Below are 20,347 nucleotides of genomic sequence, written 5' to 3' on the forward strand. Positions count from 1 at the left end.
AACACCTGGTCAAACCAGATGTTTAGAAGAAATTAAAGAATTTCATGATATAGAGATTAAAGCGAACCTGTCTCGAGTAGTAATAATTTCCACCATTTTCATAGAGTTCGGCTCCGTGAAAGATAGAAATAGGGTTGATATAGGTGTAGGTCTTCCCTGTAGTATTACCTAGGATTGGAGCGACCGTTTCTCGGGAGTAACGCTTGGCTAGGGCCAAAGTATTTTCCTTACCATTCTGAGCGATAAAGTCGATATAGGCAGGCCCAAAATTATAGGCTTGAACAGCGGTCCAGACATCTACCCCCTTGCTCTGAGCCAGATAGAGGTTATCTGTTAGAGTTTGAATACCTTGACGAATACTAGAGGCATTATCATTGATAGTGTTGGTTGAACCACTTGCAGACTCACTAGACTGCATGACATCCCGCTCTTTACCCTTCGTTTCGGTATAAATCATGGCGAGCACCAACTCTTCATTGGCTGGAGTATCTCTTTCGCTCAAGATTTCTCGAACCATGGGTTGGTAGGTCATGACTTGTTTAACATCCTGATGGATATGATAAGCTTTGTATCCTGCGAAAAGGAAGACTGCTAGCACAAGCACTCTTCTTATAAATTTAAACATTATTTACTTTGAATATCCTCGATATTTTTGATTAAGATAGAATAGGTTCCATTGTCATTTTGGATAAACTCAACAGACTCGGCGTCTTGGTAAACATTATTTGGAACGATGAGCTCAATTCCATTTGACAAGGAAAGTTTTTGGTTTTCAAATTTCTTGAGCTGACGACTGGCATCAATTTCATCGAACTGGACTGGTTCTGGTACGGCTTCCTTGACTTGGTCGATAAAGCTTAAACGAGCTGTCAGATTATTATCAAAAAGGTCGTTAGCCAATTTCTCAGGAGACAACTCATTGTTTTCTTCAAGATTGTTGAAAATCGCTGATTTGACCTTGGATTGAAATTGAAAATCATCTGTGTTAAAAGATTCAGCAATTCTCTGGGCTGTTTTTTCCAATTCCTTTATGGATTTCTTTGGCGAAATCTTAGGGGCAACAGCTAGCAGATTTTCTGAAAAGTAGTTCAAAAAAGTTCCATTGTACTTGATTCGTTTCTCGATCAGGTGGTACTTGCGACTTTGAAGATTGATCACCAAGGCCTCATCAGCCCCCGTTCCAAATCCAGGCAAGTTATTCTGAGTTAGCTTGATTGGATTATCAACTTCTCCACCGAGGTGGGTCAAGGTCTCACGCAGGGCAATTCGTAAGAAAGCGAAATGCTCTATACCTTCTTTAGAAAACTGAACAAAAACCAAGTCATTGGTCTTGAGATTTTCAGAAATGCTGAACTCCTCTTTCCAGAGATTAGCCAGTGTTACTGATGTCTCCAATAAATCATCTGTGATGTGATTGAAGAAGGGATTTTCTTCTTCGAAAATCCCAGTCTTGGCTTCATCTGAATATACGCGTTCGATTTTTTTGCGCAAGTATTCTTCGATTTTTGGAGTGGTATTGAGAAACTTATCCGCTAGAAACAACTCGGTATCATCTGGGCTGAACTGATGGATAATAGCTTTCTTAATATAAATGTCCATAAAAGTATTAGTCCTCGTATAGTGGGAAGGCATCTGTCAACGCTTTGACTTCACTTCTCACTTCTTCTAATACAGCTTCATTTTCTGCATTCTTAAGGGTTTTAATGATGAGTTCAGCAACTTTACGGCTTTCTTCTTCACCAAATCTACGTGCAGTGATGGCTGCTGCTCCGATACGAATCCCACTTGTCTTGAATGGTGACAAAGTTTCGTATGGGATTGAGTTTTTATTTAGGGTAATATTAACCTCATCCAGCAAGTTTTGAGCCACTTTTCCGTTTTCAACAACCTTAGTAACATCGACTAAGAAGAGGTGGTTTTCAGTCCCGCCGGAAATGATACGGAAGTCAGGGTCTTGCAAGAAGACAGCTGCCATAGCCTTGCTGTTTTTGATGACATTAGCAGCATATTCCTTGAAGGCTGGATCTAAAACTTCTTTGAATGACACAGCCTTGGCAGCAATAACATGCTCCAAAGGTCCACCTTGGATACCAGGGAAAATAGCTGAATTGATTTTCTTCGCTAGGTCCTCATCATTTGTCAAAATCAAACCACCACGAGGTCCACGAAGGGTTTTGTGGGTCGTTGTTGTAGTGATATGAGCGTATGGTACTGGGCTTGGGTGAAGTCCAGCTGCAACCAAACCAGCAATATGAGCCATATCGACCATGAGCTTAGCCCCAACAGCATCTGCGATTTCACGGAATTTTGAGAAGTCGATAATTTGAGAATAGGCTGAAGCACCTGCTACGATTAGTTTTGGCTTCATTTCTTGGGCTTGTTTCAAGATGGCATCAAAGTCCAAGAGTTCCGTTTCAGGATCCACGCTATAAGAAACAAAGTTGTAGGTTTGACCAGAGAAGCTAACAGGAGCTCCGTGGGTCAAGTGTCCACCTGCTGCCAGATCCATTCCCATGACCGTATCACCAGGCTCAATCAAGGCCATGTAAGCAGCACAGTTGGCTTGGCTTCCTGAGTGAGGTTGAACATTGGCAAATTTAGCCCCGAAAATTTCTTTCGCGCGTTCAATAGCTAAAGTTTCTACAACGTCTACCACATCTGTTCCACCATAATAACGGCGTCCTGGGTAACCTTCGGCGTATTTATTCGTCAAGATAGACCCTTGAGCTGCCATAACAGCCTTGGAAACCACGTTTTCCGAAGCAATCAACTCAATGTTGTTTTGTTGGCGTTCTTCTTCTTTGGCGATAGCATTCCAGAGATCAGCATCGTATGCTTTAAAATCGTCTTTGTCAAAAATCATAGGTCTTCTCCTTTATAGTGTGACTGGTCCTTTAGTTTTTTTCCAATAAGAAAAGATACTAAAAGATGCGAATAAACCGTTTCTGCACTTTATCACAAGTATAACCAACTTTTTCATAAAATGCATGAGCTCCCAGACGATGATCGGCAGAGTTTAAACGGATAAACTCATAACCCCGTCTTTTTGCTTCGTCTTCCAACCCTTGCAGTAAGCATTTACCGATACCTTGTCCTTGAGCTTGAGGTGATACTGCTAAACCTAAGATATTAAATCCTGCTTTGGAATAGAGGGATTCATAAACTTCAGCATGGACATATCCAAGTAGGACATGGCTGGCTTCATCCTCATAGCCAAGTAGGAAATGATGGGAATCCTGAGACAGTCTAGCTAGTTGACTAGCTGTGTCCTCTGGACTAAAAGAATAACCCAAAGCCTCTTTGTTAATCTCACATATAGCATTCACATCTGTTTCTTGCAAATCTCTTAGCATCTCATTCCTCCTCAAAAGAAATCTCTGGCAACTGTGCAAGAATATCTTCTCGCTTAATGGCTCCTTGGCGTAAGATTTTCACCTTTTCTCCAGACAAATCCAGAATAGTTGAATCGTGTCCTGTTAGAAAAGCATCGTCTTCCAGACCCAAAACCTCTTGGTCAAAATCCTCTAGAATTTGAGCAAAGGTCACTCCACTCGCCTGACCTGAAATATTGGCGGACGGCCCAATCAAAGGACCTGTCTCTCGAATCAAATCAAGTGTAATGGGGTGACTCGGCATCCGAAATCCCACCGTTGCAAGTCCAGAATTGACCCAAAAGGGAACTCTGTCATTGGCTTCGAGGATAATGGTCAAGGGACCTGGTAAAAAGGTCTCTACAAGCTTTTGTAGATAAGTTGGCTGATTCTTTGAAAAGTGCAAGATGTCCTCTAGAGAAGCAACATTAAGATTGAGCGCCTTGTCTCTAGGACGATGTTTGAGTTGATAAACATGGTCGACAGCTTTTTCATCTAAGGCCTTAGCAAAGAGGCCATAAACTGTCTCTGTAGGCAGAACAACAGCTCCGCCCTTTTCCAACTCTTGTCTAATCCTATCCATCATCAACTACAACCATCCTATCTTGACCAAATTGGTCCTTGAGTGTTCGTACCCGTTTTTCAGGAAGATGTTTCCTAAAAAGCGCAGGAACACTTTGACCTTGCTTGTATCCAATTTCAAGGTAAATCTTACCACCATCTGTGAGATAGTCTTTTGCATCTTCCGCAATTCTGCGGTAAATAGCTAGGCCATCCTCATCTGCAAAGAGAGCTAGATGAGGCTCCGAATGCAAAACATTCAAACCGACCTCTGACTCATCTTCACGAGAGATATAGGGTGGATTGGATACAATTATATCATATTTTTCAGAAATTTCTGCAAAACAATCAGATTTTTTAAAAAATATATTAAGATTTTGATTTCTAGCATTCTCTGATGCAAGCTGCAAAGCCTCTTGGGAAATATCTGCTGCTGTCACTGACCAATCTGGTCTGTTTTTTGCTAATGCGAGAGCCATGGCACCACTTCCAGTACCAATATCTAGGACCTTAAGATTTTCCTCAGGATTTTCAGCTAGGATGAGTTCCACCAACTCCTCTGTTTCAAGTCGAGGAATCAAAACCCGCTCATCCACTTTTAACTGCATTCCAAAGAAATCTGCCTGCCCGATGATATACTGGGCTGGTTTATGGGACGCTAACTGCTGGTAAATTTCTTCTACAAATTGTTTTTCTTCCTCTGTTACCTCTTGCTGGAGGGCAAAGACAAAGTCTGTAAAAGAGAGATTTTTTAAGCTACGATAGACAAAAGAGAGGCTTTCAGCTTCCTCTCCTTGTCTTATCAACTCTTCTTCAAAATCTGAAAATAATTGAGCTAATTTCATTATTTGTTTAATTCTTCTAATTTTTGTGTTTGGTCATAAAGAACCAAGGCATCCACGACTTCATCCAATTTACCAGACAAAATGGTATCTAGTTTCTGGAGAGTCAATCCGATACGGTGGTCTGTGACACGGTTTTGTGGGAAGTTATAAGTACGGATCCGTTCTGAACGGTCACCAGTACCGATAGTAGACTTACGTTCAGCGTCTTGTTCATCTTGTGCAATCTGAGCAAAATGGTCAGCAACACGCGCACGAATGATTTTCATAGCCTTCTCACGGTTCTTCTGCTGGGTACGTTCTTCCTGCATCTCAACCTTGATATTGGTTGGCAAGTGAACGATACGAACGGCAGTCGCAACCTTATTGACGTTCTGTCCACCAGCACCAGAAGCGTGGTAAATGTCAACACGAAGGTCTTTTGGATCAATATCGTACTCTACTTCTTCCACTTCAGGCATGACAAGAACTGTGGCAGTTGATGTATGGACACGACCTTGGCTTTCTGTCACAGGGACACGTTGAACACGGTGGGCACCTGATTCGTACTTGAGTTTAGAGTATACAGACTGACCAGAAACCATGGCAACAACTTCTTTAAAACCACCGACGCCGTTCACAGAGGCTTCCATGACTTCAAAGCGCCAGCCTTGGGCTTCAGCATATTTTTGGTACATGGTTAGAAGATCACCAGCAAAGAGGGCTGCTTCGTCTCCACCAGCTGCTCCACGGATTTCAAGGATGATGTTCTTGTCATCATTTGGATCCTTTGGAAGAAGCAAGATTTTCAATTTTTCTTCATACTCTTCTTTTTCAGCCTTGGCATCTTTCAATTCTTGCTTGGCCATTTCTTCCAAGTCCGCATCTCCACCTGATTCCTTAATCATCTCTTCAGCATCAACGATGTTTTGAAGGACTTGCTTGTATTCGCGGTAGGCTGTTACGGTATCACGAGTAGAAGCCTCTTCTTTTGAAAGCTCCATGAAACGCTTGGTATCAGATACCACATCTGGGTCACTGAGCAATTCTCCTAACTCTTCATAACGGTCTTCTACAGCTTGTAGTTGATCATAGATGTTCATTTTTCTTTATTCTCCTTATTGATTTCAGGCGCAAAATAATGTTTACGACAAACCGAGATATAGGTTTCATTGCCACCGATCTGGATTTGTTCGCCATCATAGACTGGCACACCATCTTGAGTTCGCAACACCATAGTCGCCTTTTTCTTACAATACTGGCAAATGGTCTTAATCTCATCGATTTTGTCTGCTAAGAGCAAGAGGTATTTTGAACCTTCGAACAATTCATTGCGAAAGTCATTCTTCAAACCAAAAGCCATGACGGGTATGTCTAACTCATCGACAACACGAGCTAGGTCGTAAACATGGTGACGCTTGAGAAATTGGGCCTCATCGACTAAGACACAGTAGGGTTTGACTTCCAAATCTCGGATTAAGCCATAGATATCTGTATCATCTTCAATCGCAAGAGCTGGTCGCTTCATGCCGATTCGACTGGATACATAGCCAACACCGTCACGCGTATCCAGAGCCGAAGTCATAATCACAACTCCCTTTCCTTGCTCCTCGTAGTTATAGGCCACCTTGAGAATCTCAATCGTCTTACCAGAGTTCATGGTCCCATAACGATAATACAACTGTGCCATGCTTCTATTTCACGTCCATTTCTAAATTTTTGCTACATTCTAGTATATCATAATTTTCTGAAGCTTTAAACGGCAAAATGTGGTAAAATAGAAGAAATCAAAAACTACTGGAGGAAGCTATTATGCCATTTGTACGCATCGATTTATTTGAAGGTCGCACGCTCGAGCAAAAGAAAGCTCTTGCTAAGGAAATAACGGAAGCTGTTGTCCGTAATACTGGAGCACCTCAATCTGCCGTTCATGTCATCATCAACGACATGTCTGAAGGAACTTACTTCCCACAAGGGGAAATGCGCACCAAATAAGCTAGCTTAAGCAGAATTGCTTAGGCTTTTTCAATCTCCAAGTAGCTTCCATTGAAGAAATAAGCTAAATTTGTTACAATTTGAAGAGATGTTTTAAGAAAAGAAATACAAAAGGAATTAGTATGATTACACGTGAATTTGATACTATCGCTGCTATCTCTACTCCACTAGGTGAAGGAGCCATTGGTATTGTTCGTTTGAGCGGAACAGATAGTTTTGCTATTGCGCAAAAGATTTTTAAAGGCAAAGACTTAAGCAAGGTTGCCAGCCATACTCTTAACTACGGTCACATCGTTGATCCTCAAACTGGCAAAGTTATGGACGAGGTTATGGTTGGAGCCATGAAGTCTCCAAGAACCTTCACTCGTGAAGATATTATCGAAATTAACACCCATGGTGGGATTGCAGTGACCAATGAAATTCTCCAGCTAGCTATCCGTGAAGGAGCTCGGTTGGCAGAACCTGGTGAATTTACCAAGCGTGCCTTTCTAAACGGTCGTGTGGATTTGACTCAGGCTGAGGCGGTGATGGACATCATCCGTGCCAAGACAGACAAGGCCATGAATATTGCAGTCAAACAATTGGACGGTTCTCTTTCTGACCTCATTAATAATACTCGCCAAGAAATCCTCAATACGCTTGCCCAAGTAGAGGTCAATATCGACTATCCTGAGTATGACGATGTTGAAGAAGCCACTACTGCAGTCGTCCGTGAGAAAACTATGGAGTTTGAACAACTCTTGACCAATCTTCTAAAAACTGCACGTCGTGGGAAAATCCTCCGCGAAGGAATTTCAACTGCTATCATCGGTCGTCCCAACGTTGGGAAATCCAGCCTCCTCAACAACCTCTTGCGTGAAGAAAAGGCCATCGTAACAGACATCGCTGGTACCACCCGTGATGTCATCGAAGAATACGTCAACATTAACGGGGTTCCTCTCAAATTAATTGATACAGCTGGAATTCGTGAAACAGATGATATCGTTGAACAAATCGGTGTCGAGCGTTCGAGAAAAGCCCTCAAGGAAGCTGACTTGGTACTTCTTGTCTTAAACGCTAGTGAGCCACTAACAGCACAAGACAGACAACTCTTAGAAATCAGTCAGGATACCAATCGCATTATTCTACTTAATAAAACTGACCTGTCTGAAGCGATTGAAACTTCGGAACTACCTGAAGATGTCATCCGTATTTCAGTTCTTAAAAACCAAAATATCGATAAGATTGAAGAACGCATCAACAACCTCTTCTTTGAAAATGCTGGTTTGGTCGAGCAAGATGCTACTTACTTGTCCAACGCCCGTCACATTTCCTTGATTGAGAAGGCCGTTGAAAGCCTACAAGCAGTTAATGAAGGTCTGGAACTGGGGATGCCAGTTGACTTGCTTCAAGTTGACTTGACTCGTACTTGGGAAATCCTCGGAGAAATCACTGGAGATGCCGCACCAGATGAACTCATTACCCAACTCTTTAGTCAATTCTGTTTAGGAAAATAAGAAAAATCCATGATCGTTCATTCGGTCATGGATTTTATTGTAGTTATTAGTAATCCGGTCTTAAAACACCAGTTACAGTTGCTTTAGTTGCTTCGTAGTCACCATCTACGACAACTTTGATAATGCGTTTTGCATCTTTTTCTGGTGCTGGAACGAGAGGTAGACGAGTTGGTCCAGCTTCAAATCCCATATAGTTAAGAACGGCCTTGACAGGAGCAGGACTTGGATAAGAGAAGAGAGCATTGACCTTAGGGATGAATTTACGCTGAATAGCTGCAGCTTTCTTCATGTCGCTTTCTGCAATGGCAGTAAACATTTCGTGCATTTCGTCCCCATTTGTATGAGAGGCAACAGAAATAACCCCATCCGCACCAAGGTTCATGGCATGGAAGGCATCTCCATCTTCACCTGTATAAATCAAGAACTCTTCTGGCTTGTGCTCAATCAAGTAAGCCATATTAGCCAAGCTGGTACATTCTTTTACACCAATGATATTTGGATGGTCAGCCAAACGAAGCATGGTTTCTGGAGTTAATTCGACAACCACACGTCCTGGAATGTTATAGATGATAATAGGTAAATCTGATGCATCTGCAATAGCTTTAAAGTGCTGGTACATCCCTTCTTGAGAAGGTTTGTTGTAGTACGGTACGATCGCAAGTCCAGCAGCGAAGCCACCAAAGTCTGCGACTTCTTTGACAAATTCGATCGAGTCACGTGTATCATTGGTACCTACACCCGCAATCAAAGGAACGCGTCCATTGACAATCTTTTGTACAGCCGCAAAGAGTTCCAACTCTTCATCGTGAGTCAAAGTTGGACTCTCAGCAGTCGTTCCAGCTAGAAGAATGCCATCTGTATGATGGGCCAACAAATGCTCAATCAAGGCTGGAATAGCATCAAAGTTGATAGAACCATCCTCATGGAAAGGGGTAATAAAGGCCGTGATGATTTTACACTCTTTTAAATCTTGATAAGACATGAGAAACACCTCTCTATTTCAAAGAAGGAGTTCATCTGAACTCCTAAACGATATGACTATTTTAATTCAAATTTCAATTCCGCTGTTGGACGAACCAATCCACGTTCGTGAAGCGTTTCTGCGATTTGAACTGAATTCCAAGCAGCACCTTTGAGAAGGTTATCTGAAACAACCCACATGTGGATTCCTTTTTCAGCATCCAAGTCTTTACGGATACGACCGACAAAGGTATCACGTGAGCCAACAGCGTTGATAGCTTGAGGATAGATTTGATGAGCTACGTCATCTTCAAGAACAGCACCTGGGAAGGCTGAAATAGCTGCTTTCACTTCTTCGATTGGAGCCACTTCTTTTGTTTCGATATAAACTGACTCAGAGTGAGCTGACAAGACTGGAATACGCACACATGTTGCAGACACTGCGATGCTATCATCTTCCATGATTTTCTTAGTTTCCTTAGTCATCTTCATCTCTTCGTAAGTGTAATCGTTGTCAGTGAAGACATCGATTTGTGGAAGAGCATTAAAGGCGATAGGATAGTGTTTTTTGTCACCACCTGAAGGTAAGATTTCCGCATGCAAATCACGTGGATTAACACCGTCATTCAAGACTTCACGAAGTTCACGTTGTGTTTCAAGAATCGCTCCCATACCTGCACCAGAGACTGCTTGGTAAGTTGAAACGATGATACGGTCCAAGCCCCATTTTTGACGAACCGGTTCAAGAGCCACCATCATTTGGATTGTTGAACAGTTAGGGCAAGCAATAATCCCGTTGTGGGCATCAAGTGCGTGAGCATTGACCTCTGGGACAACCAATGGTACGTCTGGATTTTGGCGGAAATAAGATGTATTATCTACTACTACCGCTCCAGCTTGAACTGCGTATGGTGCATACTTAGCTGATGTCGAACCGCCTGCTGAGAAGAGTGCAATATCAACACCCTCAAAAGCTGTCTCAGTCGTTTCTTCAATCGTAATATCTTGGTCCTTAAATTTCAAAGTCTTGCCTGCTGAACGTGCAGAAGCAAGGTAACGAATTTTATCGATTGGAAGTGTTGATTCTTCCAACATTTTTATCATCTGAGCTCCGACAGCACCTGTCGCGCCAACTACAGCAACTGTATATCCCATAAATAACCTCTTTCGGAATTTTCTAAAAATTTCTATAATAGATGTATTATACTACTTTTTCCAGAAATTGAAAAGCATTTTTGGGTTATATTTTCTGAAAATTAAAAATCCCTAGTCATTGACCAGGGACTAAGAGGCATCTTCATGTGATGAGTAGGTTCACACAACTCATCAAGGTCCGCTCCTGCGTTATGACCTCCTTATGCTCAATAGTAGTCCGAAGACTACCTATCGACTCATCGCATCTACTATTCTACTAGATAGAGCCACTTTTGTCAACAGCCAAAACTCTTTGCTTCATTTATACAGGTGCATAAGAAAAATCTTTGAAAAATTTTGGGTAGACATAACAAAAACCCTTGTAAATAAGGGTTTTTCTATCTATTTAATGCTAATTGCCGGGATTGAACCGGCGACCTCATCCTTACCATGGATGCGCTCTGCCAACTGAGCTAAATCAGCTTACCTAAAAAGTATACTATAGTTCTATGTTCTTGTCAAGCGCTCTCTTTTAATTTTCTAGAATGAAAAAAGCTAGATTTAGCAAGAATCTAGCTTATAAACTTCTTATTTTGTTAGATCGATTCGCTGTCCCAGTTTACCAATCAAAATCGCTCCCACTATAAGTGATGCAAACTCACCAATTCCAGTAGAGAACCATGTGAAAAAGAAGGGAGCTTCTGTCAAGATATGAAGTTCAGCTGCAATGGTAATCATTGAAATGGAGAAGATGATTGAAAAGAAGAAATGATCTTTTCGAATCAATCCGTTAAAGAGGTAATCTTTGCTGTATCTTGCAAAGAGCCATACACCTAGACTAAGGAAAACTAAGGTAGAACCTCCACCGACAAAGACATCAATTATGCCAAAACTAAAGAAATTAGCAATCATACAACCAATCGTCACACCGATGATGTATTTAGGATTGTAAAATGCCAAGAAATTCAACATTTCTGAAATGCGGAACTGATACACCCCAAAACTAAGAACATTGATTGGTGGCGTAATAGTCAAAACTACATAAATAGCAGCAACAATAGCGATGTCTGCCATGTCACGAACAGTTAATTTTTTCATGTTTTCTCCTTTAACGGTTTCCCGCGTAAAATATGCTTGGTGAAAGAAGCTAAGCACCAAGGGTTGAGTGAATCAACCTTACCAGTATAGCACAATATATGACTTTATGCTATACTAAAATTATGAAAAAACTAATAAAAACTTTTTTTGATAGCGAAATCCTCTCCTACCTATTTTTTGGTGGTGCTACTACTCTTGTTTCTATTTTATCACGTTTGGTTATTTACCATATCAGCCACCAGGAAATTCTAGCCACTGCACTGGCAAATATTATCGGTATTCTTTTTGCCTTTATCACTAATGATACATTTGTTTTTAAACAAGAGAGGAAGAATTGGCCAATGCGACTAGTTAAATTTTTCTTAGCCCGTCTCTCTACTCTTGGACTGGACCTTCTTTTAACTTATATCTTTGTTACAACCTTTCCTGATGTTATTGGCCAGTTTGTTGAATATAATATAGATAGGGTTAATATGATTGAAACTATCCTAGCACAAATTTTGATCATCATTTTAAACTATATTTTCAGTAAAATCTATATTTTTAAAGGGGGTAACTGAGCACTTTGAGCGTTCAAGTTGCTTTTTGTCACAATTTAGGATATAATAAATTAGAAAATTAGGAAAGGAATTTATGAAAATGTTAAAGGATCTTAAAGAATTCTTGCTTCGTGGTAATGTCGTTGACCTTGCTGTCGGTGTGATCATTGCCTCTGCTTTTGGTGCTATCGTTACTTCATTTGTTAATGATATCATCACTCCACTACTATTGAACCCAGCCTTGGAAGCTGCGAAAGTACAAAACATCGCTGAGCTTGCATGGAATGGTGTTACATATGGTAAATTCTTGAGCGCTGTTATCAACTTCCTCGTTGTGGGTACAGTTCTCTTCTTTGTTATTAAAGGTATTGAAAAAGCGCAAAACCTTCGCAAGAAAGAGGAAGTGGTTGACGAAGCACCTGCTGCTCCAACTGAACTCGAAGTTCTTCAAGAAATCAAAGCTCTTCTTGAGAAAAAATAAGACAAATAAAGGGTCTAGCTTAAAGCTAAATCCTTTTTTCTTTACTCTTTTGGTAACTTCCCAGCCTTTTCGAGCATTTTCTTAATCAAGTAAGGCATCTTCACATTTTCACGACCTTTTTTCTCAATAAGTTTTTTGACAAATTCTGGCATCTGAAGATCGTCTGTCTCCTCCATGATGTCCCTGGTAGTTGCTGAAGGAGCTAACTCATCAAAAGTTTCTTCTTCTGGGAGAAAAGCTTTGAATTCTTTGTGTTCATTGGCTCTTACAGTAGCAACTAAAGCGTCAATTAAACGGCTATCCGTATTGGGCATAGGTGGGCGATGATAGGTGACACCTAATTCTTGACACAACTCATAACATTCCACATCATTATCGAACAAGACTTCGATGTGCTCACTGATAAAACTAATCGGGACAAAAATATAATGCTCGGGATGTTGCTTTTGTTCTCGTAAATATTCTAAGACATCTGGCTTGATCCAAGGGATTCCAATATCGCTTTCGCTCTGCCAAGTATTGGTATACTGGTCGGCTGTTAGGTCGAGTTGCTCAGCGATTAGCTTGCTATTATCGAAAATCTGATCGATATATGGATCTCCATAGTCTAAGGCAAAAATGGGAACACTGTGGGCTGAAAAGATTACCTTGAAGGACTCTTCTCCCACCTCATTTCGTAAAATTTTTCTAATCTCATCTGTCCAAAAGTCCAACAAAGCCTGTTGTTGATACCAGTCCTTAATTACTAAAAATCGGATCTGCTGGCTTTCCAGAAACTTTTCATACCCCATGACTGAGTAAAAAGAATAATGAGGTTCCAAAATCAAGCAGATACTTTCTTCAACACCATCAGCTTCCATCTGCTTGATCACGTCTGGAATAAAGGGACGAGAAAATTTGTTGGCAAAGTAGATACCGTACTCCTCGCCTAAACGTTCTCTTACTAAAGCAACTTCTTCCCTTGTAATCCGCTGCAAGGGCGTCCCACCGATAAGGACATAGTTGTCATAGAGAGTCTGAATCTCGTGGTCTTGGGGTCTAACTCCACGACGAATGTTTGTAAAGAATTCTGCTACTCCTTCAAAACTAATCTCCTCTGGAGATCCAAAGGTCATCATTAATATTGCTTTTTTCATGTTATCATCCTTATGTTATTATTTTCACTATCTATTCTATCATGAAAGAAAAAAATAGTAAACGCTTCCGACGTCTACTATTTCTTTTTGTCTTTAGTCTTTTTATCTCGTCTCATGATTAGGATGATGAGGATAAGAAGTAAGAGGACGATAATAAGGAGTAGAAAGGCTAGGATGTAAATCCAATGGCTGGGAATTCCGTGATCGAAATACCGTGTTCCTACTGCTTCCCCACTCTTATCTTGTGCTACTTTTACCGGCGCATCCGTTATTTTAGCTAAAAGGATATGTCGTCCATTAGTTATGTTAAGGAAACAAGTGCTTAATAAAACAATCTTATCCGTTGAAGTCAAGGAAACATCTCGCTTGTATTTGGCTTTGCTTAACAGATACTGATAGTAAGCCTGATGTTCCTCGTCATTGGAACTCAGGGTTCGATAAATCTCCGTGTCATAAGCATCCACTTCTAAAATCCCAAAAATCTCAAGCCCTCGTTCACGACCGTTATAATAGATAGAGCCATAACGGTGATTTTCAAAAAACTCTTGATCCGCAAACTTTTGTATCTCACCAAACATGGCACCAGAGGCCATAGAGTGACCGTATATGATGGTGTTAAAGTCGGTAAAGTTAGGGTTAAAACGATAGTCTAGAAAAATAGACCCCGACACAGTATAATCACCAAAGGCATTTCGATCAAGGTATTTAACATTATCCTGACTCTGCAAGAGAGGATAGTCTACCTTGGTTCCATCAAGGCTAATCCAACCACAAACATCCTTATTCAAGTGCTGCAGGGTTTCAAAACCAGTACTGCTGGCATCTTTTTCAATGGGATTATAATGATCGTAGTCGCTCGCATGGACCCTATCACCGGTAAAAAGACAGAATAAAGCTAAAAAAAGGGATAGAATGATTTTTATGACTTTGCGACTCGTAGACATTTTAATATTCACTTCTTTCTCCTTTCTAGCCTTGAAAATAAAAGAGCAAGAGAGACTGTCCCTTTCTCTTTTATCAGTAGTTTAGTCAGTAATGGTATCTGCTCCTTCTTTTGCTTCTCTTCTACGACGCAAGATCAAGTAGAGGATGATGAGCAAGAAGATCAATAACAAGAGCAAGATAAATAAGATGATGTACCATATCCACAAAGGAATTGATGCGAGAAATCGTCCGAGCGACGAATCATCAAAGACACTATAAGGGAATGGTTTTGATTTTTTCGTATGGAAGGTGTTCTTTGGAACCGTATCCGTAATCTTGGCAACTACGATATGTCTACCATTTGTAACATCTAGGAAACAGGTACTGAGGAGGATGATATGGTCATTTGGCCCCAGTGTAATGTCTCGTTTGTGGATGGCAACCGAGAGTAAGTGATCGATATATTCTTGGCGCCGATCATCCCCATTAATACCTGGATCGTAGATGTTAAAGTCATAGGCGTCCACCTCAAGCATCTCAAAGATCTCAAGACCTTTTTCAACACCATTATAGTAAATACTACCGTAACGATGCTGATCAAAAAATTCCTTATCAGAAAACTTTGCTACATCTCCAAACATAACCCCATTTTCTACATGGTGTCCGTAGATGATGGTATTAAAGTCTTCGAACTTGGATTCATTTCGAGCCTCAAGGAAAATAGCTCCTGTAGCTGCAAATTCTCCCTTGGAGTCCTTGTTCAGGTATTTTTCATTGTCTTTGGCTTGGACTAAGGGATAGTCGATATTGGTGCCATAGACATTGATCCAGCCGAGAACCTCTGGATTGACTTGCTGTAGCTTGTGAAAGCCAGAAAAACTAGCAAGCTCATCTTTCTCAGTAGTACTCACTGGTCTATAGGCCTCATACTCACTTGATGAAGCCTGAGAATAAACCTGATTGGAATCCCAAAGGGCGTAGAAACCAAAGAGAAAGACTAAGGCCGCCAAGAGGAGCAAGATATGATTCATCAATGCATCTACAGCAAGGACCATGCGCCTAGACAAACTCCTTTTTGGTTTCTCACGCTTGATTTTCATCGGTCAAACCAGTTGCTTAAGCTTGTCTGCGTTTTTTAGACAAAACAACAAATCCAGCCAAACCAAGACCAATCATCAAGATGAAAGGAAGGTTGTCAATCAAGAGACCAGTAGGGGTAACGTCTGGCAAGTTATTTGTGATAGTGTTGTCGTTTGGTTTTTCACCAACAAGGATACTATCTTGAGTGAAATTTGTAGAAACTGCACCAGCTTGGGTTTTCGAAGCTCCATTCTCCTTATAAGCTGCTGAAGCTGTGTATCCCTGAGATCCAGTTTCAACCAATTTATAACGAGTACCTGCAGGAATTGTGTCAAACACCAAAGATTGATCGTGGCGTAGTGTTATAGTTGTTTCTTGACCATAGACAAATGTTTTTGAGGTTTCACCGATTTTTCCAGTGATGGATTGTGAAGTTTCTGTAGATGCTTTGGTAAAAGTAAGCTTGAAAGTGAAATCTTTTGATTTATCTGCAGTAGCACCTGATACAACTTTTTTAATTACTAAAGATTTAGCATTTGGGTCAACTTTTGAAACATTTGGTTTATTAGGGTTTGGTTCATTTGGATCTGTAATTTTACCAGCATTTTTACGATAAATGTTAGTGAAAAGATCATATTTGTAAGTAGTTCCACTTTCAGATGGTTTTACTTTACCATTCACACTTGGAGTGACTTGTTTAAAATACACAGAAGAAATATATGTTCCTCCTGTAGTTTTGTTCTTAACAATGACATGCATTTCATAGTTGCGATTATCGTATGTCATAGAATCAATAGGTGAACCATTTTTTTGAATAACTTTCCAACCAACATTTTGTTTTTCAGCAACAGTGTAAACATATTCTCCAGCATGTGTATAGTTCACTTCTCTAAAAATATCGCCAGTTTCTTTCTTAATGCTAGTTTGGCCAGTTGTTAAAACGTCTGTTCCAGAATAAGATACATTTTTATCTGTAATTTGACCATTAGTAGAATCAATTGTTTCATAAGGTGCACCATTTGATGATGTACCAGTTTTAGGGGTGAAAGTAAATGTAAAGGTTGCTTCAGGTGTTGTAATTCCTTCCGCAATATTCAATACCTTATTAATAGAAACTTTTGCACTTGTTTCACCATTTGCTTTGGCAGTTGCCACATCATTATCATCCGCAAATGTTGGCACTCCTCTAAAGACCGACAAGGCGGTTACAGCTGCAATACTTGCAGTAACTAATTTTTTCAAAAATGTTTTTTTCATGATTATTCCTTTTATTTTTAAATTTCTTTTTTCATAAATTGTCATCAAAAGCCCCGTCGCCTTAGGACTGTTACCACCTTGCCATGGGTATCCTGTATAGGAATGCTTCCAAAAGCACGACTGTCTACAGCCGTTGTTCGATTGTCTCCGAGGACAAAGAGTTGTCCTGCTGGGACTTTCATTGGGAAGGTAGCCCCTTCCTTATAGAGCAGCGTTTCTTTGTAGATATCCTGCTCTTGTTGAGGAGAACCGTTGATGATGAGACCATTTTCGTTTATATCGATCGTACTTCCTTCAGTTGCTATGACACGCGCCACTCTTTCCTTGCCCTTATAACTATAGACGAGCAGATCACCAATCGAATAGCGTTTATCCAACCTATAGTAGACAACTAAGTCGCCATCCTTTAAGGCTGGCTTCATGCCATCGTCATTGTATCTCAATAGTCCAAAGACAAAAAAGTAAAGGGTGGCCAGTACAAACCCAACCATCAGAAGCTTACTGACTAAGTAGAGTATATCTCCCCATACACTCGGCGGAGACTTATCCCGATTGACTTGTGTTACTGTTTTCTTATGTTTCTTTTTAAGTAGCATTATTTTCTCCTATGTACCACTAGATATCCGAGTAGGATTGTAAAGAAGATTCCTCCTAGCGGAAGGATTATTCCTAACATGAGTGTACTGCTGAGGAAGTCAATTCCGGTTTCAGGTACGCTATTTTTATTGTTAGTGACTGTTGCAGCCTTATCTGAATCAAGAGTTCCCTCTTTGTTTTCATAGGAAACCTGATAACCTCGAGAAGAGCTGGCTTCTTCTTCAATGGTGAAATGGCTACCGAGTGGAAGTCCATCAATTTTTATTGTTTGATCTTTGTTGAGATCAATAGACGCTCGACCATTCGTAAATTGCAGAGGGGTTCTTTTATTATTCACCGTTGCATTATAGGTTCCATTCAGTGGGCTGTCCTGAGCATCCCTTATGTTAATGGTAATCTTGAAGGATTTTAATAGATTGGCAAATACCCCAGTAACCTTTTTTGTAACGGATAAACTTGGAAGCTTGTGATTCGCAACAGTGCTGGTTTCGTCTTTATTCAGATCACCCTCTTGATTTTCATATGTAACGTGGTAACCGTTCGTTGATGCCGCTTCTTCTTCAACCTTGTAATGAGTGCCATACGGGAGATATTTTAGAGATTTTTCGGCATTATGTGTTAATGGTATTTGAGCACGTCCATTAATAACTTTGATATCACCAAAAGTGCCATTTATAGGATTTCGTTCTTTATCAGTTAGCTCGATGTTAATATTAAAACTCTTATTCGATGTATCTTCAGGGACTAATATCTTTCTTATCGTCAAACTAGGTAATTGACGATAAAATACTTTAAAGGTTGGCGATTGGTCTGTTCCTTCTTTTTTTACTTCCTTAGTAAAACCGGGAACATCAGGAGCTATAAGATCATATTGATAACCCTTAGCTACTTTTTCAAAATTGGAAGTTTCACTTAGCTCACCTGCTTTTACTCCAACACTAGTTTTTCTGTATTCATTCTTGTCAGTTCCACCACTCTTGCTCTTTTGAATTAATTTAAAATCTAAAGCCTTAGGTTGATTAGCTGTAACTTTGCTACTTCCATTAACACCTTCCCACTTAACTTCCACTGGTACCGTTAATGGATCTGAAGGCTTAAAGGTTGGGTTGTCAGTGTATTCTTTAGTCTTGGTTTGAGTAGTACCGATTCCATAAGAATAAGTGACACTGGCACCTTTATTGGAGTAGAGTTTATTGACATCAGATCCCTCAGCATCACCAGCCTCTAGTTTTTTATCACCAGCAATAGCATCTAAGGCTTCTTGACTTGATGTAACAGTGAATTTGAGGGCGTACTTCACACTATCATCAAGAATGTAGTTAGGATTAAATTTTGCTGTTACTTCGACCAGACTATTTTCATTCTTCCTTGTTTCCAGCGTAACCTTATCTGATCCCAAGGTTTCCTGTTTATCGTTTTCGATTTTTACAATTCGAATATTTGAACTGTTATTGGGAAGAAGTTGAACATATTTGGACAAAACATCCTTGATCGTCACATGGTGAACACCTAGAGGAAGGATTTTCTTGGTGATTTCCTTAAATTGTTCCCTCAATTCCCTTTCATTGTTAGCGGATAATATTTCGTTTGGAATGGAAGAATTATAACTACCAATGTACTCTTTTAGTTTAGAAATACTATCTGTACTATTAGAGTAGCGGAATTTGATAGAATAAAATCCATCAATCTTGGGAGCAAGATAACCAGAAACTGTTTCAGTAAACGTGTTTAGATTGGTTTGATACCACGATGGAGCTATTTCTGTTACACCATCATTATTGCTCCAATTGTAGATCGTATAGCCTCTAGTATCGTAGTACATGTTCGCAAAACCATCTGACAAAAGAATAACAACCTTTTTTGCACTTGTTCTAGCTGACTGAAGTAATTCTGTTGCTGACTGAAGTCCTGCACCAATATTAGTACCTGTACCTATTCCTCTTTCATAACCAATCGAATCACCACTATTATCAACAGACATTCTAGAAACCATGCTTTTAGCTCCTTGAATATCATTACTCCAGTTCAAGACTGTCTTAGCATCGTCATGAGGGGATATACCGGAAAAGTAACCCGCCCAAGCTGGCCATTGATAATAATTATCGTAACGTAGGTTATCTATTTTCCCAGCAAATCCAACAATTGATAAACGATTGTTAGAGTTTGAAAGGATTGTGTCTATCAAACCACGGCGACCGTTTTCACCTTGGAGTGTATTTTTCAGAGCTTGTAGCCTACTAATCACAGCTCCATTAGAGGATTTTACATCCTGATATGTCATACTTCCAGATAAATCTGCTACAAGCACGACATCTAGAGGATCTGACTGTATCTCAGCACCAAGTGCGGACGTTATATCCAATGACAATTCATACTTGTCATCCTCCCCTGATATCGGAGTAATCGTTTTATGTAAGCTTGTCTGAGGTTCAGTAGTAGAATCTGCATTTAACAGACTTATCGGAGCACACAAAAAGAGAAGAGCTGACAGTGTAACTAAACGGCGTACAGTAATTCGAACTTTCTTAAAATCGAAGCGAATGTTCATTTTATTCTCCTTAACTAGAATGTACTTAAATTATTACTATATCAATCTAGGACATTTACAAAACAATTGTACAATAAAGTTCACGCAGTGTCAATTAATATGATTAATTTTATATTATATTAATTAATAAAAGAGTATGATTCTTCTTTGTCTTTCAAACTATTCTATGGTAAAATGAAAAAAGAATAAAAAAATCTCATAAAATATCAATGCATATATTTTATTCTAAAATATCCAAGATTTCATTTGAAAGTGTATTGAATTTGAATTATTATATTTTTTCAAAATTCATGAAATTTTCAGAATGAGGCTTTTTCCGAAGTTTGCATTCTATTTTATGATTGTTAAA

21 protein-coding genes, 1 tRNA gene and 1 riboswitch are annotated in these 20,347 nt (G+C 39.9%); of the genes, 4 read left to right on the forward strand and 18 right to left on the reverse strand.

Annotated features, from left to right (window positions below):
- Positions 1 to 22: 22 nt before the first annotated feature.
- Genes MK385_RS02705 through MK385_RS02740 form a run of 8 tightly spaced genes read right to left on the reverse strand, consistent with a single transcriptional unit; the run spans position 23 to position 6,443 of the window.
- Positions 23 to 625, reverse strand: a complete 603-nt coding sequence (locus MK385_RS02705) for a lysozyme family protein (protein WP_268725215.1) — start codon at positions 623 to 625, stop codon at positions 23 to 25.
- Positions 625 to 1,599: a nucleoid-associated protein gene (locus tag MK385_RS02710; protein WP_268725216.1), complete on the reverse strand. Its 975-nt coding sequence runs from the start codon at positions 1,597 to 1,599 to the stop codon at positions 625 to 627. The genes MK385_RS02705 and MK385_RS02710 overlap by 1 nt, the downstream gene beginning before the upstream one ends.
- A 7-nt stretch (positions 1,600 to 1,606) precedes the next feature.
- A complete protein-coding gene (gene glyA / locus MK385_RS02715; protein ID WP_268725217.1) occupies positions 1,607 to 2,863 on the reverse strand; it encodes a serine hydroxymethyltransferase in 1,257 nt (418 codons plus the stop codon).
- Between the two features lie 58 nt (positions 2,864 to 2,921).
- Positions 2,922 to 3,353: a GNAT family N-acetyltransferase gene (locus MK385_RS02720; protein WP_095726043.1), complete on the reverse strand. Its 432-nt coding sequence runs from the start codon at positions 3,351 to 3,353 to the stop codon at positions 2,922 to 2,924.
- A 1-nt stretch (position 3,354) separates the two neighbouring features.
- The gene (locus MK385_RS02725) at positions 3,355 to 3,957 is read right to left on the reverse strand and encodes an L-threonylcarbamoyladenylate synthase (protein WP_095726044.1); all 603 of its coding nucleotides are present in this window, start codon (positions 3,955 to 3,957) and stop codon (positions 3,355 to 3,357) included.
- Positions 3,947 to 4,777, reverse strand: coding sequence for a peptide chain release factor N(5)-glutamine methyltransferase (gene prmC, locus MK385_RS02730; protein ID WP_268725218.1), 831 nt, complete (start codon positions 4,775 to 4,777; stop codon positions 3,947 to 3,949). Before prmC ends, MK385_RS02725 begins: the two co-directional genes overlap by 11 nt.
- Positions 4,777 to 5,856 (reverse strand): peptide chain release factor 1, encoded by a 1,080-nt coding sequence (gene prfA / locus MK385_RS02735; RefSeq protein WP_102210810.1) that lies wholly within the window; start codon positions 5,854 to 5,856, stop codon positions 4,777 to 4,779. The genes prmC and prfA overlap by 1 nt, the downstream gene beginning before the upstream one ends.
- A complete protein-coding gene (locus MK385_RS02740; RefSeq protein ID WP_268725219.1) occupies positions 5,853 to 6,443 on the reverse strand; it encodes a thymidine kinase in 591 nt (196 codons plus the stop codon). Before MK385_RS02740 ends, prfA begins: the two co-directional genes overlap by 4 nt.
- A 122-nt stretch (positions 6,444 to 6,565) precedes the next feature.
- Between MK385_RS02740 and MK385_RS02745 the strand changes: the two genes are divergently transcribed.
- Together MK385_RS02745 and mnmE are read left to right on the forward strand one after the other, a co-directional pair.
- The gene (locus MK385_RS02745; RefSeq protein WP_268725220.1) at positions 6,566 to 6,748 is read left to right on the forward strand and encodes a 4-oxalocrotonate tautomerase; all 183 of its coding nucleotides are present in this window, start codon (positions 6,566 to 6,568) and stop codon (positions 6,746 to 6,748) included.
- Between the two features lie 122 nt (positions 6,749 to 6,870).
- Positions 6,871 to 8,244 (forward strand): tRNA uridine-5-carboxymethylaminomethyl(34) synthesis GTPase MnmE, encoded by a 1,374-nt coding sequence (gene mnmE, locus MK385_RS02750; RefSeq protein ID WP_268725221.1) that lies wholly within the window; start codon positions 6,871 to 6,873, stop codon positions 8,242 to 8,244.
- A gap of 46 nt (positions 8,245 to 8,290) precedes the next feature.
- On the opposite strand, the gene dapA is transcribed toward mnmE, so the two are convergent.
- From dapA to MK385_RS02770, 4 genes are all read right to left on the reverse strand, one after another.
- Positions 8,291 to 9,226, reverse strand: coding sequence for a 4-hydroxy-tetrahydrodipicolinate synthase (gene dapA / locus MK385_RS02755; RefSeq protein WP_042768060.1), 936 nt, complete (start codon positions 9,224 to 9,226; stop codon positions 8,291 to 8,293).
- 56 nt (positions 9,227 to 9,282) lie between these two features.
- Positions 9,283 to 10,359 carry an aspartate-semialdehyde dehydrogenase gene (locus tag MK385_RS02760; RefSeq protein WP_093585460.1) on the reverse strand — a complete coding sequence of 359 codons (1,077 nt, stop codon included), beginning with the start codon at positions 10,357 to 10,359 and terminating at the stop codon, positions 9,283 to 9,285.
- Positions 10,360 to 10,748: 389 nt separating this feature from the next.
- Positions 10,749 to 10,821: transfer RNA gene (locus MK385_RS02765), tRNA-Thr, on the reverse strand.
- A 105-nt stretch (positions 10,822 to 10,926) separates the two neighbouring features.
- Entirely contained in the window at positions 10,927 to 11,436 is a 510-nt protein-coding gene (locus tag MK385_RS02770; protein ID WP_268725222.1) for a QueT transporter family protein, read from the reverse strand.
- Positions 11,434 to 11,530: riboswitch (PreQ1 riboswitch) on the reverse strand. Its footprint overlaps the gene before it by 3 nt.
- Before the next feature lie 28 nt (positions 11,531 to 11,558).
- Here MK385_RS02770 and MK385_RS02775 point away from each other — a divergent pair.
- Both MK385_RS02775 and mscL read left to right on the forward strand, forming a co-directional pair.
- Entirely contained in the window at positions 11,559 to 11,996 is a 438-nt protein-coding gene (locus MK385_RS02775; RefSeq protein WP_268725280.1) for a GtrA family protein, read from the forward strand.
- Between the two features lie 79 nt (positions 11,997 to 12,075).
- Positions 12,076 to 12,456, forward strand: coding sequence for a large conductance mechanosensitive channel protein MscL (mscL, locus tag MK385_RS02780; RefSeq protein ID WP_268725281.1), 381 nt, complete (start codon positions 12,076 to 12,078; stop codon positions 12,454 to 12,456).
- Between the two features lie 41 nt (positions 12,457 to 12,497).
- On the opposite strand, the gene hemH is transcribed toward mscL, so the two are convergent.
- From hemH to pitA, 6 genes are all read right to left on the reverse strand, one after another.
- Complete coding sequence (gene hemH / locus MK385_RS02785) at positions 12,498 to 13,592, reverse strand: ferrochelatase (RefSeq protein WP_268725223.1); 1,095 nt, start codon at positions 13,590 to 13,592, stop codon at positions 12,498 to 12,500.
- Positions 13,593 to 13,669: 77 nt separating this feature from the next.
- On the reverse strand, positions 13,670 to 14,536 hold the full coding sequence (gene srtB, locus MK385_RS02790) for a class B sortase (RefSeq protein ID WP_268725282.1): 867 nt from the start codon (positions 14,534 to 14,536) through the stop codon (positions 13,670 to 13,672).
- 81 nt (positions 14,537 to 14,617) lie between these two features.
- On the reverse strand, positions 14,618 to 15,616 hold the full coding sequence (gene srtB, locus MK385_RS02795; RefSeq protein WP_268725224.1) for a class B sortase: 999 nt from the start codon (positions 15,614 to 15,616) through the stop codon (positions 14,618 to 14,620).
- Between the two features lie 16 nt (positions 15,617 to 15,632).
- Entirely contained in the window at positions 15,633 to 16,898 is a 1,266-nt protein-coding gene (locus tag MK385_RS02800) for a DUF7601 domain-containing protein (RefSeq protein WP_042768054.1), read from the reverse strand.
- Entirely contained in the window at positions 16,898 to 17,449 is a 552-nt protein-coding gene (sipA, locus tag MK385_RS02805) for a PI-2 pilus system signal peptidase SipA (RefSeq protein WP_049484416.1), read from the reverse strand. Before sipA ends, MK385_RS02800 begins: the two co-directional genes overlap by 1 nt.
- Positions 17,449 to 19,998 (reverse strand): PI-2 pilus tip adhesin PitA, encoded by a 2,550-nt coding sequence (gene pitA / locus MK385_RS02810; protein WP_268725225.1) that lies wholly within the window; start codon positions 19,996 to 19,998, stop codon positions 17,449 to 17,451. Before pitA ends, sipA begins: the two co-directional genes overlap by 1 nt.
- Positions 19,999 to 20,347: the final 349 nt, after the last annotated feature.

Source organism: Streptococcus oralis, assembly GCF_026782125.1.
Lineage (GTDB): Bacteria > Bacillota > Bacilli > Lactobacillales > Streptococcaceae > Streptococcus > Streptococcus oralis_CE.

Coding starts and splice junctions, on each gene's coding strand:
- pitA (WP_268725225.1), bottom strand. CDS start 19,998: ATGAACATTCGCTTCGATTTTAAGAAAGTTCGAATTACTGTACGCCGT.
- glyA (WP_268725217.1), bottom strand. CDS start 2,863: ATGATTTTTGACAAAGACGATTTTAAAGCATACGATGCTGATCTCTGG.
- MK385_RS02760 (WP_093585460.1), bottom strand. CDS start 10,359: ATGGGATATACAGTTGCTGTAGTTGGCGCGACAGGTGCTGTCGGAGCT.
- MK385_RS02745 (WP_268725220.1), top strand. CDS start 6,566: ATGCCATTTGTACGCATCGATTTATTTGAAGGTCGCACGCTCGAGCAA.
- prmC (WP_268725218.1), bottom strand. CDS start 4,777: ATGAAATTAGCTCAATTATTTTCAGATTTTGAAGAAGAGTTGATAAGA.
- MK385_RS02740 (WP_268725219.1), bottom strand. CDS start 6,443: ATGGCACAGTTGTATTATCGTTATGGGACCATGAACTCTGGTAAGACG.
- srtB (WP_268725224.1), bottom strand. CDS start 15,616: ATGAAAATCAAGCGTGAGAAACCAAAAAGGAGTTTGTCTAGGCGCATG.
- sipA (WP_049484416.1), bottom strand. CDS start 17,449: ATGCTACTTAAAAAGAAACATAAGAAAACAGTAACACAAGTCAATCGG.
- mscL (WP_268725281.1), top strand. CDS start 12,076: ATGTTAAAGGATCTTAAAGAATTCTTGCTTCGTGGTAATGTCGTTGAC.
- MK385_RS02770 (WP_268725222.1), bottom strand. CDS start 11,436: ATGAAAAAATTAACTGTTCGTGACATGGCAGACATCGCTATTGTTGCT.
- dapA (WP_042768060.1), bottom strand. CDS start 9,226: ATGTCTTATCAAGATTTAAAAGAGTGTAAAATCATCACGGCCTTTATT.
- MK385_RS02720 (WP_095726043.1), bottom strand. CDS start 3,353: ATGCTAAGAGATTTGCAAGAAACAGATGTGAATGCTATATGTGAGATT.
- mnmE (WP_268725221.1), top strand. CDS start 6,871: ATGATTACACGTGAATTTGATACTATCGCTGCTATCTCTACTCCACTA.
- MK385_RS02800 (WP_042768054.1), bottom strand. CDS start 16,898: ATGACAATTTATGAAAAAAGAAATTTAAAAATAAAAGGAATAATCATG.
- MK385_RS02710 (WP_268725216.1), bottom strand. CDS start 1,599: ATGGACATTTATATTAAGAAAGCTATTATCCATCAGTTCAGCCCAGAT.
- MK385_RS02725 (WP_095726044.1), bottom strand. CDS start 3,957: ATGATGGATAGGATTAGACAAGAGTTGGAAAAGGGCGGAGCTGTTGTT.
- hemH (WP_268725223.1), bottom strand. CDS start 13,592: ATGAAAAAAGCAATATTAATGATGACCTTTGGATCTCCAGAGGAGATT.
- prfA (WP_102210810.1), bottom strand. CDS start 5,856: ATGAACATCTATGATCAACTACAAGCTGTAGAAGACCGTTATGAAGAG.
- MK385_RS02775 (WP_268725280.1), top strand. CDS start 11,559: ATGAAAAAACTAATAAAAACTTTTTTTGATAGCGAAATCCTCTCCTAC.
- srtB (WP_268725282.1), bottom strand. CDS start 14,536: ATGTCTACGAGTCGCAAAGTCATAAAAATCATTCTATCCCTTTTTTTA.
- MK385_RS02705 (WP_268725215.1), bottom strand. CDS start 625: ATGTTTAAATTTATAAGAAGAGTGCTTGTGCTAGCAGTCTTCCTTTTC.